This is a genomic window from Rhodococcus sp. C3V, from assembly GCF_029269915.1.
In the GTDB taxonomy this organism is placed as follows: Bacteria; Actinomycetota; Actinomycetes; order Mycobacteriales; family Mycobacteriaceae; genus Rhodococcus_F; species Rhodococcus_F qingshengii.
Genome location: NZ_JARJBE010000004.1, coordinates 40635 through 53908, shown reverse-complemented (window position 1 = coordinate 53908; position 13274 = coordinate 40635). Strand labels below are relative to the sequence as shown.

Here is a 13274-nt window from a genome sequence, read left to right as displayed (position 1 = left end):
GTGTGAAGAGAAAAACCTCAGGAGCATTCACAGAAGGATCACGGTGGACGTTAACGCCGCAACATGAACAGAGAAGGGCGAAATACGTTACCCCGGAGGCATATTCCACTAGACCAGAAAGTCGCACGGAAGATTTCCGTCAAATCCGTTGGGCCATTCGCCACGCTTGTGCCGCAAGCCTGTCCGCCTGGGCGCCGAACGATTCCGCCGACCGCTCGATTTCGCCCATCGCGCCACGTAGCGTGCGGCTGTACACACCCTCGACAATGCATGCGATCTTCCACCAGTTGAACGCAATGTAGAAGTCGATATTGAAGTCCGCATCTTGTTGGGCCGCAGAGATATAGACGTCCAACAGCTCATCGCGCGACGGGAAACCTTCGATTCGAGTCGGAGCATTCTCCAATGCACAAACATCGTCATCGGGTTCGGCCCAATAGACCAACAGTTGGCCCAGGTCTGCCAAGGGGTCACCCACCGTGGCCAGTTCCCAATCCAGTATTCCGGCGATCACGCCGTCGGCGCCGACAATGCAGTTGTCAAGGCGAAAGTCACCGTGCACGACGCTGCTACTGCACTGAGGGGGAATATTTCGAGACAACTTGGCATGTGTGCGTTCGAGGTCGAGGCTATCTCGCACACGATCACCCTTCCAGTTCCGCAACCACCGATTCAACTGACGATCGATGTAGTCCGTCCGATCGGCCAGAGCATTCCATCCGATCTCACGAGGGTCGACCGAGTGCAGGGCGGCAAGATTGCGAACCAGTTCCGCGGCCAATCCGGCTCGCGTTTCGTACGGGATTTTCGCGCGTACTACCTCCGGATCACGCAGGACTGCGCCGTCGATGAAGTCCATGACAAAGAACGGAGCACCAGTCACAGATTCGTCAATGCACTTGCCTACAACGATCGGTGACGGAACCGGCACGTTCTGCAGTCGCTCGAGAATGTCAGCTTCGCGAATTACATCATGGGCGGATGCATGCCTGATTCCGAGCGGGGGTCGACGTAGCACCCATCGAGAACCTGCCTCGTCGCTCACCGAGTAAGTCAGGTTCGAGCGTCCACCGGCGATCCGTTCGAATTCGAGCAATCCTTGCGTGGCATCGGGCAGATACTCACGGAACCACGCCGCCACCAGGGGCTCACACAAACCGTTGTCGCCCTGCGGTGCCAGGTTCACGACCTCACACCCTCACGCGCGGGACCACTTCCGACAGATGCTGATTTCAGCGGCGCATCGATGCCGTCGAGAAACACCGAAACGACGGCATCGGCGAGCTCTGAAAGACCGAACTCCTCTGTGGGGCTGAACCATCGGAGCGACAACCACACAGCGTCGCGAATCAGTCCGTAGAGAATCTCCGCCGGCAGGTCCGATCGAAACTCGCCTGCGCTCATTCCGGATTCGATAACAGCGATCCAGGCGTCCTTGGTGCTACGGGCGGCCTCACGGATGTCGTGATAGGAGTCAAGTTTCCGGAGATAGGTGCTGTTGTTCTGATAGATCTCGGAGGCGTGTGGGTGCGCCTGACTGACCTGAAACGAAGCTCGAACCAGCGAACCGAGGCGAGTACGTGGGTCACCGGCAGATTCCAGGATCGACCCGTATGCGCTCGTGAGCGCCTGAAGATATTGTGTGACAATCGTATTCGCGATTGCATCCTTCGATGGGAAGTAGTGATAAAGGCTTCCGGACAGAATTCCCACCGCATCAGCGATATCGCGAACTTTGGTGCCCGCGATCCCCTTGGTGGCGAACAGTTCTGCAGCCTGTTCGAGTATCAAGTCGTGACGATCCGACCATTCCATTCAAGTCCTCCTGACGAGTCTTCACGTGTCACCTCTGACGAGGTTGCAATTTTGACTCTATACCGCGAATCAAACGTTTGCTACAGTCGCTCCGTACCGCGTAGCAAACGTTTGATACGAGACTTTGAGCGCTCGTGAAATACCAGGAGAGGACGGACGCGTGTCGGACAAGACAATGTCGGAAGCAGATGTCGTAAGTCGACTGAGATCGGGAATGACAATCGGAATCGGCGGGTGGGGTTCGCGCCGGAAGCCGATGTCACTCATCCGAGAGATCCTCAAGTCAGAACTGACCGATCTGACCGTTGTGTCGTACGGCGGAGCTGATGTGGGGTTGTTGTGCGCAGCCGAAAAGGTTCGAAAGGTTGTGTTCAGTTTCGTCTCGCTGGACTCGATCCCCCTGGACCCTCACTTCAGAGCAGCCCGACAGGCTGGTCGTATCGAGGTCAGCGAATACGACGAGGGCATGCTCCAATGGGGCCTGTACGCGGCCGGGATCCGTATGCCCTACCTGCCGACTCGCGCGGGACTCGGTTCCGACGTCCTCCGGGTGAATCCGGAACTGCAGACGATCGTCGATCCTTATGCGGGCGAATCATTGGTTGCGATGCCGGCGCTCCCCCTCGATGCCGCGCTGGTACATATGAACCGCGCGGACATGCATGGCAATGCCCAATACCTCGGGCCGGACCTGTACTTCGACGACCTGTTCTGCCTGGCTGCCGAATCGGTCTATGTCTCTTGCGAACAAGTGGTTCCCACTGCGGAGTTGACCGCGGATGCACATCCGTCGACGATTCGAATTCCCCGGTTGCTTGTATCGGGAGTCGTTCACGCTCCAGGTGGTGCGCATTTCACATCCTGCGTACCCGACTACGATCGTGACGAGGCTTTCCAACTCGAATATGCCACTGCAGCAAAAGATCCAGAAGCTTGGCAACGCTTCGTCGACCGATATCTGTCCGGCTCCGAGGCCGACTACCAGAGACTCGTCGCTGCGGAATTCGAAGGAGTGCCGGCATGAGTGACGCCACTCGGGCAGAGGTCTGCGCGATCGCGTGCGCCGAGGCGTACCGAGGCAACGGTGAAGTGATCGCGAGCGCATTCGGCGTGATACCTGCAATCGGTGTGCGATTGGCGCGTCACACTTTCGAACCCGATCTCGTTTTGTCCGACGGAGAAGCGTCAGCCGTGCGCGGCACGTGGGCCGTCGACCGAACTCCGGCAGGCGAGGTCGAATCGTGGTTGCCCTTCAACCAGATCTTCAATCTCGTCTGGAATGGCAAACGGCACATCATGATGATTCCCACGCAGCTCGATTCCTATGGGAACTGCAACATCTCCGCGATAGGTGATCATTCGCGGCCGACAGTGCAACTCTTGGGAGTCCGCGGAGCGCCGAGCAATACCGTGCATCACCCGACAAGTTACTGGGTGCCGAAACACAGTGCACGCGTTCTCACTTCACAGGTCGACATGGTTTCCGGTGTCGGAAACGACAATGCACGCAAGGCCGGACCGTCGGCCAGCCGATACCACGAGTTACGACGAGTTGTCACAAATCTCGCAGTTCTGGACTTCGAGCCGGATAGCGGACAGTTGCGTCTGGTGTCGACTCACCCCGGCGTAACCGTCGAGGAAGTAGTAGCCGCAACCGGGTTCGAACTCCACCTGCCCAAAGCCGTACCCACTACTCGAACCCCCACAAGCGAGGAACTCGACCTGATTCGCAACGTCATCGATCCACGGAACCTACGTGACAAGGAAGTACCGGCATGACCGTGCTGAACTCAGGTACCGGGCCACTGCACACCCGTATCTGCGAACTCTTCGGTGTGAAGTATCCGATTGTGCAGACCGGCATGGGGTACGTCTCGGACGCCCGACTTACGGCGGCCACAACCAAAGCCGGCGGTTTGGGAATCATCGCCGGGGCGATGCTGACCTACGACGAACTCGTCAGCGCCATCGATTACGTCAAAGACCGCACCGACCAACCATTCGGCGTGAACTTGCGAGCCAACCAGGACGACATCGATCGCAGAATCAAACTTCTCATTCGATCGGGGGTCAAGATCGCCTCCTTTGCGCTCGCACCGAACCAGGCGCTGATCGGCCGACTCAAAGATGCAGGCCTTGTTGTCGTGCCGTCGATCGGATCTCGCAGACATGCCGAGAAAGTTGCAGCGTGGGGAGTTGACGCAGTTGTCGTTCAAGGCGGCGAGGGCGGCGGACACACAGGCGCAGTCCCCACGAGTTTGCTTCTGCCACAGGTAGTCGACGCCGTCGACATCCCCGTTATCGCGGCAGGCGGATATTTCGACGGCCGAGGTCTCGTCTCAGCACTCGCCTACGGTGCAGACGGAATCGCGATGGGGACTCGCTTCATGCTCACCAGCGATTCACCGGTGTCTCAGGCAGTCAAAGATGTCTATCTCTCGAAGTCGGTCAACGACACCGTGGTCACACTCGAGATCGACGGGGTTCCTCAGCGTGTGCTGCGCGCAGGAACGATCGATCAACTCGAATCAAGCCACGGACTGACGCGCATGTTACGTGCTGCCCGCAATGCTGTTGCTTTCCAACGTCTCTCGGGAACACCCTGGTCGAAGTTGATACGTGAAGGCCTGGAAATGCGGAAGAGCCACGAACTCGGCTGGCGGCAAGTTGTGATGGCCGCCAACGCACCGATGCTGTACCGATCCGCACTCCTCGACGGCCGCACGGATATCGGAGTCATGGCGACCGGGCAGGTCGTCGGACTGATCGACGACATCCCCAGTAGCGCAGAACTCGTCGAACGCATCATGCAGGACGCGGAGGCCGTCCTTGCTCGACTCACACCCGCACCCGAATTGGACAGTCGAGTCTTGTCAACTGAAAACGTGAAAGGAACAACGAACTGAAATGAATCAGCTGAAAGATCGAGTAATCATAGTAACCGGCGCCGGTCGTGGTTTGGGCCGGGAGCACGCCCTGCTACTTGCGGCCGAAGGCGCAAAAGTGGTTGTCGACGACACCGGCGCCGGACCGGACGGGCACGGAAACGACATCAGTATTGCGGCATCGGTCGTCGACGAAATCGTCGCGGCCGGAGGAATCGCAGTTGCCAGTGTCGCGGACGTCACGACGATCGACGGCGCGAGCGAACTCCTGGACCTGGCCCTCGAGGCATTCGGCTCGGTCGACGGCCTGGTCAACAATGCCGGCATCCTGCGTGATCGAATGTTTCTGAACATGCCCGAGGCCGATTGGGACGACGTGATCTCGGGACAACTACGCGCTACATTCGCGCCCTGCACTGTATTCGGCAACTACTGGCGCGAGCGTTCGAAGTCGGGCGAAACCGTCGCGGCGTCGATCGTGAACGTATCGAGCACCTCCGGGCTGCTCGGTGCCGTCGGTCAGAGCAACTACGGCGCCGCGAAGGCCGGGATCGCAGCGTTGACAACGATCCTCGCACAGGAGGTCGCCCGATACGGTGTGCGAGTCAACGCAATTACGCCTGTGGCCAGGACACGGATGACCGAGAACGTTCCCGGTATCAAGGAACTTGTTGCAGCACCTGACGATCCGAGTACATTCGACACCTATCATCCAGGCAACGTCTCGCCAGTTGTGGCCTATCTGCTCACCGAGAAGTGCCCCGCCACTGGTCAGGTGTTTTACGCCAAAGGCGGCGAAGTCCGCCAGTTTCTCGGGTGGCAGTACGGAAAGACCATCGCCAGAGACTCGCGATGGACGGTGGAAGAGTTGACAGAGGCGATGAGTGAAATTGTCTGAGACGACTGCGCCGATCCCTGGTCCGGGACACGGCCTTGCTGAAGGCAAATCCGTTCTGGTGACAGCAGCAGCGGGAACTGGAATCGGATTCGCAGCGGCACAACGCTTTGCTGCCGAAGGTGCCCGACTGGCGATCAGTGACCGGCATGAGCGCAGATTGATCGCGGCCGCCGACCGCATCGAGTCCGAGTTCGGCACCCGCCCACTCACTGTTCCTTGCGATGTCACGGACAATCAGCAGATCGACGCAATGGTCGATCGGGTGGTTGCCGAGTATGGATCCATCGACGTCCTCATCAACAACGCAGGCCTCGGCGGGACGGCGAGCATTCAAAGTATGACCGACGAGCAGTGGTGTTCGGTACTCGATGTGACCCTGACGAGCACTTTCCGCACCACACGATCAGTGTTGAGAGTCATGATTCCACGAGGGTCGGGGGTGATCGTCAACAACGCGTCGGTCATCGGCTGGCGTGCGCAGGAAGGGCAGTCGCACTACGCCGCAGCGAAAGCCGGCGTCATGGCGCTCACACGATGCTCTGCACTCGACGTGGCACCGCACGGAATCCGGGTCAACGCGGTTGCACCGAGCATCGCGATGCATCCTCACCTTGCCAAGGTGACCAGCGACGAACTGCTCGAACAGCTCAGCAAGAGTGAGGCTTTCGGTCGTGCGGCACAGCCGTGGGAGGTCGCCAACGTCATGGTCTTTCTTGCAAGCGACTACTCGTCGTACATGACGGGCGAAGTCGTTTCGGTAAGTAGCCAACATGCATAGCCACCCATGGGCTCTGAAGGAGAAGCTATGGTCGACAAAGAGTCACTAGGTATCACGGGCACCCCGTTCCGTATGGACATCGAGCGCGGCAAGATTCGTGAGTTCGCCGTTGCCACGTATTCGAGCAATCGGAACTATGTCGAAGACGAGTTCCCGGTAGTGCCCCCGACGTTTCTCACCACGACCCTCCTCTGGCAGACAGAGGGCTCGGATCCGTGGCGGAAGGTAGAACTCGACGGCAAACGCGGACTCCATGCCGAACAGAAGTACGAGTTCTTCGGTCCACCTCCCCGCGCAGGTACTCGTCTGAACTGCACTTCGCGGATCGTCGACATCTACACGAAGCAGGGACGGAAGGGCGGCGAGATGACTTTTGCCGTGATGACAACGGATTTCGAAGACGAACAGGGAAATCTCATTGCTCGGGCAACTATGACCGGAGTGGAAACTGCTCGACCGACTGTGGAGGAATCTTGATCAACACAGTGTCAGTCCCGACCCCGTGGGTTGTCGGTCCGGTATCCCGCACCGATTTCGTCAGGTACCAAGGTGCGTCGGGAGACATGAATCCGATTCATCACGACCAGGTTTTCGCCGAGGCGGCGGGGTACCCGAGTCCGTTTTCGGTCGGGATGTTCCAAGCTGGGCTCCTGGCCACCTTCGCCACCGATTGGCTGGGTGCAGAGAACATCCGAGCGATACGAGTTCGGTTCCTCGAACAGGTTTGGCCCGAAGACACTCTGACATGCTCAGCGCTTGTCGAACGAACCTATGCGGACGACGAAGGTGACAAGATCGACGTCGAACTCGCCTGCACGCGGCAGACCGGCGGATTGGCGGTCAAGGCGTGGGCAACCTTCGTGCGGACGCCCCTCGTACCTTCGGAGCGGCCGTGAAGGCGCACGTATGTACCCAGCTGGGGTTGCCGAATCAACTGCAGTTCACAGAAATTGACGATCCCACGCCGACACCGAACCAAGTTCTCGTCTCGGTCAAGGCGGCGGGTGTCAATTTTCCCGACGGGTTGATCGTCGCCGGAACGTATCAAACTAAACCCCCACTCCCCTTCATTCCAGGGTCGGAAGTCGCGGGTGTAGTGCACAGTGTCGGCTCGGACGTCCAAGGGGTCACCCCGGGGATGCGAGTCATGGCCTTCTGCGGCATGGGCGGATACGCGGAACTCGTGGCGGTCACCAGTGACAAGGTCTTTGTCATCCCTGATTCCATGAGTTTCTCCGACGCTGCCGGATTCGTGGTTACCTACGGAACGTCCTACCACGCACTCGTCGACCGAGCTGCGATCCGACCAGGAGAGACATTGCTCGTCCTGGGTGCCTCCGGGGGCGTCGGGCTCACCGCAATCGAGATCGGCAAAGCATTGGGTGCACGCGTGGTGGCGGCGGCGTCCTCCGAAGCGAAACTCGAGGTCTGTAAGCAACATGGAGCAGACGAGTTGATCAACTACACAACGGGCAACCTTCGCGAACGAGTCGCACAGGTCGCACCGTCCGGTGTAGACGTGGTGTACGACCCGGTCGGTGGAGATCACGCCGCTACAGCGGTGCGCGCATTATCCACCGCAGGAAGATATTTGACGGTTGGCTACGCTTCGGGGCAGATTCCGAAGATCGGCATGAATCGCCTCCTCGTCGTTGGCGGGGCGCTACATGGAGTTCTCTGGGGCGCATGGGCGAAGCGTAATCCGGAGTGCAACGCGGACAACATGCGAGCGCTCTTCGACATGTACGACGGTGGCGCTCTGTCTCCTCATGTGAACAGCATCCACCCGCTGATCAATGCTCCTACCGCACTCGAGGAAGTCATGAGTCGACGAGCGCTGGGCAAAGTCATCCTCTCAACCAACCCCGAATGACAATTCACGACAAAAGGTGCCGTCAATGGACTTAGCTCCGAGCCCCGCTGCGCGCGAAATCATCGCGCGTCTAGAAGCATTCATGGACGAACACGTCTACCCAGCTGAGTCGGTTTACTCCGAACAACTCGAGGCCGCAGGACCTCGCAGTCACGTCTTGCCACCCGTGGTCGAGTCGCTGAAGTTGGAAGCGAGACGCCAGGGCATGTGGAATCTGTTCATGCCGGCGCTCTCAGGACTGTCTCACCTCGACTACGCCCACATCGCCGAGGTGACGGGACGCTCGCCCTACATTGCCCCCGAAGCCCTCAACTGCGCGGCGCCCGATACCGGAAACATGGAGATCCTGCACCTGGTGGGAACCCGCGAGCAGAAGGAGCGATGGCTTCAACCACTGCTCGACGGCACAATGCGTTCGGGCTTCTCCATGACTGAACCCGATGTTGCGTCCTCCGATGCCCGAAACATCATGACGTCGATTGTTCGGGACGGCGACGAATACATCGTGAACGGTCGAAAATGGTGGACGACCGGTGCAGCAGACCCACGGTGCGAAATTCTGGTAGTCATGGGGAAGACGAATGCCGAGGCAGAGCCCCACAAGCAGCAATCGATGATCTTGGTGCCCGTCGCCACCGCTGGAGTCGAAATCGTGCGCAGTTTACCGATATTCGGATACCACGACCAACACGGCCACTGTGAAATTCGGTTCGATAACGTTCGAGTACCGGCAACAAATATGCTTGCGTCCGAAGGAGACGGGTTCGCCATCGCACAGGCGCGCCTGGGTCCGGGCAGAATTCACCACGCCATGCGCTGTATCGGCATGGCGGAGCGCGGATTGGACTTGATGGTTCGACGTGCCCAGTCTCGTAACGCTTTTGGCGGGCCGATCTCGGATCAGGGAGTTGTCCGGACCTGGGTCGCCGAATCGCGAATGGAAATCGAGCAGGCCCGCCTTCTGGTGCTGAAGACAGCATGGCTCATCGACCAGGTCGGAGCCAAGGGCGCTCAGATCGAGATCGCGGCAGTCAAAGTCATCGGTCCTCGTGTGGCGCGCAACGTCCTGAATCGATCGATCCAGTGCCACGGGGGTGGCGGTGTCACCGACGACTTCCCGATCGCGAGAATGTGGGCGAGTGCCCGGATCCTCGGTATCGCCGACGGACCAGACGAAGTGCATATCAGGAGCGTCGCACGCCACGAGTTGCGCAAGCACCGCTGACGGCGATCGGTGTTCGAGGCCCGCGAAAGCCGTTGTATTGCTGAATCATCAGCCTTCGTCCACTCGAGCGCATGGTTGACCTCGGTCAACCCCTTCGGGCTGCGGCCCGTGAAGAGAAAACCTCAACCAATTGAATAGGAGAGGCAAATGCCTCGCGCGTCAAAATCAAGGGAAGTGTCCTTCGATCACGAAGTGGACTTCCTCGTTGTCGGCAGCGGTGCCGGTGGGTTGACCGCGGCGTTGGCAGCCGCCGCCAATGGTCTGAACACCCTCGTCATCGAAAAAGCAGACGTTTATGGCGGCACCACCGCGCTGTCGGGCGGCAACATCTGGGTGCCCAACAATCCAACTCTCATCCGTGAAGGGCTCTCGGACAGCCGTGACGACGTCCGGGCGTACATGCGAGCTGTCGTTGGTGATGGAGTTCCCGAGGACAACATCGACGCATTCGTCGACGAAGGTCCACGCGTGTTCGAGTTCCTCGAGAAGACCAGCCCGCTCATGCGATTCCAATGGTGTACGGGCTATTCGGACTATCACCCGGAGAAGCCGGGCGGTCGCCCACGTGGACGTACCATCGAACCGCTTCCTTTCGACCTGAAAACGCTCGGCACCGACGAGTCCGGTCTGCGCCCCGGCGCACTTCCGACTCCCGCCGGTCTGTACATCACATCCAAAGAGTTCGTGAAACTGAACATGGTCATGCGTACCTGGGCAGGGCGACGTGCTGCGCTGGCAACCGGGTGGCGTGCAGCGAAGAGTGTTCTGACCAGAAGGCACATGGAGACACTCGGGCAGGCCCTGGTCGGCCGTCTGCGCCTGGCGATCAAACAAGCCGGCGTTCCGCTTTGGCTGAACACTGCGATGGAATCGCTGATCACCGACGACGATGATTGCGTGGTGGGTGTGGTGGCCGAGCGCAACGGCCGCACTGTCAGAATCCGAGCTTCCAAAGGCGTACTGCTCGCCTGCGGCGGTTTCGAACAGAGCGACGAGATGCGTCGGCAATATCTCCCGGAAAACGCCAGCGCCAACTACAGCCTCGGTTCAGTCGACAACACTGGAGACGGCATCCGCGCGGGACAACAAATCGGTGCCGCAGTTGACCTGATGGATGACGCGTGGTGGATGCCCTCGTTCAAGAGACCTGACGGGATCATGCACGGATTGGTCTCCGAACGGTCGGTTCCCCGATCGATCATCGTGAACCAGAACGGAGTTCGGTTCACCAATGAATCCGCTCCCTACGTGACATTCGTCCACAACCAGATTGCCGGGGGTCACGACCCAGCGTGGTTCATCTTCGACGCGAAGGCCAAAAATCGCTATCAGATCGGAGCGATCATGCCGGGGCAGAAGTTCCCGAAATCCTGGTTCGACAACGAACTCCTCTACACCGGCGACACGCTCGACGAGTTGGCCGGCCGCCTCGGACTTCCGAAGAAACAATTAGCTCTCACTGTGCATCGATACAACAGGTTTGCGCACAACGGTGTAGACGAAGACTTCGAGCGTGGAAAAAGTGCGTACGACAACTACTACGGGGACCCGACATTGCCAGTCCCCTCGATGGACATGATCGACGAAGGTCCGTACTACGCGATTCGACTACGAACCGGCGATCTGGGAACGAAAGGCGGGCTCGTCTACAACAAACATGCACAGGTCATGCACAGTTCCGGTGAACCGATTGCAGGTCTCTACGCGACGGGCAACACCTCGTCCGCGGTCATGGGCAACGACTACGCCGGGGCAGGCGCGACCATCGGGCCGGCGATGGTTTTCGGATACATCGCGGCGCGCCACGCAGCTGACCGCCGACAGGACCCGCGATAGATCGGAGTCGTTCCCGTTCCCGTCGGCACGACGTACAACCACGCGGAGGTGGCCTGGACGAACCATCCATGCCACCTCTGGTCGGTGCTAGGTGACTCGCCAACGCGATGGATGCACTGTCACACAGTCTGCAATTCCGCAGGCAGTTCGACCGCGTCGCTACCCGAAGCCGCAAGCAGCTGCGCGTACCGCCCGCCTTGCTTCACCAGTTCGTCGTGGGTGCCCTTTTCCACAACCACGCCCTGGTCGAGGACCGCGATGAGATCCGCATCTCGAACCGTGGAGAGTCGGTGCGCCACAACAAGAGTGGTGCGTCCGACCATCAGCTCGTCGAGCGCGTCCTGCAACGCACGTTCAGTGCGATTGTCCAAGGCGCTCGTCGCCTCGTCGAGGACGAGGATCGGCGGATTCCGCAGGACTGTGCGCGCGATCGCTATGCGCTGTTTCTCACCGCCGGAGAATCGGTAGCCGCGCTCGCCGACCATGGTGTCGTACCCGTCGTCGAGACCGGAAATGAACTCGTGGATCTGCGCGATGCGCGCTGCCTGCTCGATCTCGGCGTCCGTGGCGTCGGGTTTCGCGAACCGAAGGTTCTCACGAATCGTCGTGTGGAAGAGATACGTCTCCTGCGACACCACACCTACCAGGTCGGAGACCGTCGCCAGATCGAGGTCCCGCAGATCGACGTCGTCGATTCTCACCGATCCCGCAGTCGGGTCGTACAGACGTGCGGCCAAGTATCCGAGAGTGGTCTTGCCCGAACCCGTGGAGCCGACAAGCGCCAAGGTTCCGCCGGCCGGGACCGTGAGGTCGATGTTGTCGAGGGTCTTGCTGTCGGTTCCTGGATACGAGAAGTCGACGTGGTCGAACCGAAGTTCGCCGGACATCTTGGTGCGGTCGAAGCTCTTCGACTCTTCCGGATCCGCGATGTCGATCGGCAGATCCAGGTACTCGAACACGCGACTGAACAGTGCCATCGAGCTCTGCACCTCGACGCCCGTGTTGAGCAGCATCATGGTGGGGCGGAACAATTGTGTTTGCAGCGTGGTGAATGCGACGAGGGTGCCGACGGTGATGGTGTTGCCGTGATCGAGAGTGAAACCGGCAAACCAGTAGACCAGTGCAGGCATGGCTGCGAAGGTGATCGACATGGTCGCCATGCGCCACTTGCCGGCCATCATGGCTCGGAGTTCGACGTCTGCGACTTCCGCTGAACGCTCGGTGAATCGATCCGTCAGAGCCGACTTCGCGCCGGTCGTCTTGCCGAGGAGAATGCCGCTGACGGAGAGAGATTCCTCCACCTGGACCGACAGATCACTGAGTAGCTTCTGCCGCTTACCAGAGATCTTGCGGCGCTCGTCACCGATCTTGCGTGCGATACGGATGAACACCGGCAAGATCGCCAGCGAGAAGATGGCAAGCCGCCAATCCAGAAGGAACAGAGCAACAATGGTGGCTGCCACGGTCGTTGCATTTTGCGCGATGGACGTTGCCGTGTTGGTGACCACCGACTGCATACCGCCGATGTCGTTGGCAATACGCGACTGAACTTCTCCGGTTCGGGTTCGAGCGAAGAATCCGAGCGACTGATTCTGCAGATGCGAGTAGACCCGCACGCGCAGTTGGTGCATCAGTTTCTGGCCGATGCTGTTGGACATCCATGTCTGGGCCACGCCGAGACAGCTCGTGATCACGGCAATGGCGATCATGCCGATGGCCAGAACGCTCACGAGTCCGAGGTTCTTGTCCGGGATCGCCTTGTCGAGCATTTCGCGTAGGAGCAGCGGGCTGCCCAGCGCCACGATCGCGCTGAGTGTGATGACCGCGGTGACGATGGCGATCTGAGTTCGATACGGCGCGAACAGTCCGAGTACGCGCTTTGCCGGTACGGATTCCGCCGGAGTGATCTCGACAGCGGATCGTTCGATGTTTCGCATGTGATCTGGTTTCACGTTCTACCTCCT

General features: G+C 59.5%; 13 protein-coding genes. 10 read left to right on the top strand and 3 right to left on the bottom strand.

Annotated elements, in window-relative coordinates:
- Positions 1–139: 139 nt before the first annotated feature.
- Together P3G66_RS12525 and P3G66_RS12520 are read right to left on the bottom strand one after the other, a co-directional pair.
- Positions 140–1186 (bottom strand): phosphotransferase family protein, encoded by a 1047-nt coding sequence (locus tag P3G66_RS12525; protein ID WP_042446088.1) that lies wholly within the window; start codon positions 1184–1186, stop codon positions 140–142.
- A complete protein-coding gene (locus P3G66_RS12520; protein ID WP_007733365.1) occupies positions 1183–1815 on the bottom strand; it encodes a TetR/AcrR family transcriptional regulator in 633 nt (210 codons plus the stop codon). The genes P3G66_RS12525 and P3G66_RS12520 overlap by 4 nt, the downstream gene beginning before the upstream one ends.
- 175 nt (positions 1816–1990) lie before the next feature.
- Between P3G66_RS12520 and P3G66_RS12515 the strand changes: the two genes are divergently transcribed.
- The 10 genes from P3G66_RS12515 (at position 1991) to P3G66_RS12470 (ending at position 11310) form a co-directional block, all read left to right on the top strand.
- Positions 1991–2839, top strand: coding sequence for a CoA-transferase (locus tag P3G66_RS12515; RefSeq protein ID WP_276116768.1), 849 nt, complete (start codon positions 1991–1993; stop codon positions 2837–2839).
- Positions 2836–3594, top strand: coding sequence for a CoA-transferase (locus P3G66_RS12510; protein WP_030537574.1), 759 nt, complete (start codon positions 2836–2838; stop codon positions 3592–3594). The genes P3G66_RS12515 and P3G66_RS12510 overlap by 4 nt, the downstream gene beginning before the upstream one ends.
- On the top strand, positions 3591–4721 hold the full coding sequence (locus P3G66_RS12505) for a nitronate monooxygenase (protein WP_276116645.1): 1131 nt from the start codon (positions 3591–3593) through the stop codon (positions 4719–4721). The genes P3G66_RS12510 and P3G66_RS12505 overlap by 4 nt, the downstream gene beginning before the upstream one ends.
- Before the next feature lies 1 nt (position 4722).
- A complete protein-coding gene (locus tag P3G66_RS12500) occupies positions 4723–5598 on the top strand; it encodes an SDR family NAD(P)-dependent oxidoreductase (RefSeq protein ID WP_030537576.1) in 876 nt (291 codons plus the stop codon).
- On the top strand, positions 5585–6376 hold the full coding sequence (locus P3G66_RS12495; protein ID WP_042446100.1) for an SDR family oxidoreductase: 792 nt from the start codon (positions 5585–5587) through the stop codon (positions 6374–6376). Before P3G66_RS12500 ends, P3G66_RS12495 begins: the two co-directional genes overlap by 14 nt.
- 27 nt (positions 6377–6403) lie before the next feature.
- Complete coding sequence (locus P3G66_RS12490; protein ID WP_003945322.1) at positions 6404–6853, top strand: MaoC family dehydratase N-terminal domain-containing protein; 450 nt, start codon at positions 6404–6406, stop codon at positions 6851–6853.
- Positions 6850–7272 carry a MaoC/PaaZ C-terminal domain-containing protein gene (locus tag P3G66_RS12485; RefSeq protein ID WP_030537578.1) on the top strand — a complete coding sequence of 141 codons (423 nt, stop codon included), beginning with the start codon at positions 6850–6852 and terminating at the stop codon, positions 7270–7272. Before P3G66_RS12490 ends, P3G66_RS12485 begins: the two co-directional genes overlap by 4 nt.
- On the top strand, positions 7269–8249 hold the full coding sequence (locus tag P3G66_RS12480) for an NADPH:quinone oxidoreductase family protein (RefSeq protein WP_065352975.1): 981 nt from the start codon (positions 7269–7271) through the stop codon (positions 8247–8249). Before P3G66_RS12485 ends, P3G66_RS12480 begins: the two co-directional genes overlap by 4 nt.
- Positions 8250–8274: 25 nt before the next feature.
- On the top strand, positions 8275–9474 hold the full coding sequence (locus tag P3G66_RS12475; protein WP_276116644.1) for an acyl-CoA dehydrogenase family protein: 1200 nt from the start codon (positions 8275–8277) through the stop codon (positions 9472–9474).
- A 147-nt stretch (positions 9475–9621) separates the two neighbouring features.
- Complete coding sequence (locus tag P3G66_RS12470; RefSeq protein ID WP_050656178.1) at positions 9622–11310, top strand: FAD-dependent oxidoreductase; 1689 nt, start codon at positions 9622–9624, stop codon at positions 11308–11310.
- A gap of 119 nt (positions 11311–11429) precedes the next feature.
- On the opposite strand, the gene P3G66_RS12465 is transcribed toward P3G66_RS12470, so the two are convergent.
- Positions 11430–13262 (bottom strand): ABC transporter ATP-binding protein, encoded by a 1833-nt coding sequence (locus P3G66_RS12465; protein ID WP_039973329.1) that lies wholly within the window; start codon positions 13260–13262, stop codon positions 11430–11432.
- Positions 13263–13274: the final 12 nt, after the last annotated feature.

What these genes read in the sequence shown, in the direction of transcription:
- P3G66_RS12505 (WP_276116645.1), top strand. Translation starts at nt 3,591, where the DNA reads ATGACCGTGCTGAACTCAGGTACCGGGCCACTGCACACCCGTATCTGC.
- P3G66_RS12475 (WP_276116644.1), top strand. Translation starts at nt 8,275, where the DNA reads ATGGACTTAGCTCCGAGCCCCGCTGCGCGCGAAATCATCGCGCGTCTA.
- P3G66_RS12490 (WP_003945322.1), top strand. Translation starts at nt 6,404, where the DNA reads ATGGTCGACAAAGAGTCACTAGGTATCACGGGCACCCCGTTCCGTATG.
- P3G66_RS12500 (WP_030537576.1), top strand. Translation starts at nt 4,723, where the DNA reads ATGAATCAGCTGAAAGATCGAGTAATCATAGTAACCGGCGCCGGTCGT.
- P3G66_RS12515 (WP_276116768.1), top strand. Translation starts at nt 1,991, where the DNA reads ATGTCGGAAGCAGATGTCGTAAGTCGACTGAGATCGGGAATGACAATC.
- P3G66_RS12510 (WP_030537574.1), top strand. Translation starts at nt 2,836, where the DNA reads ATGAGTGACGCCACTCGGGCAGAGGTCTGCGCGATCGCGTGCGCCGAG.
- P3G66_RS12520 (WP_007733365.1), bottom strand. Translation starts at nt 1,815, where the DNA reads ATGGAATGGTCGGATCGTCACGACTTGATACTCGAACAGGCTGCAGAA.
- P3G66_RS12470 (WP_050656178.1), top strand. Translation starts at nt 9,622, where the DNA reads ATGCCTCGCGCGTCAAAATCAAGGGAAGTGTCCTTCGATCACGAAGTG.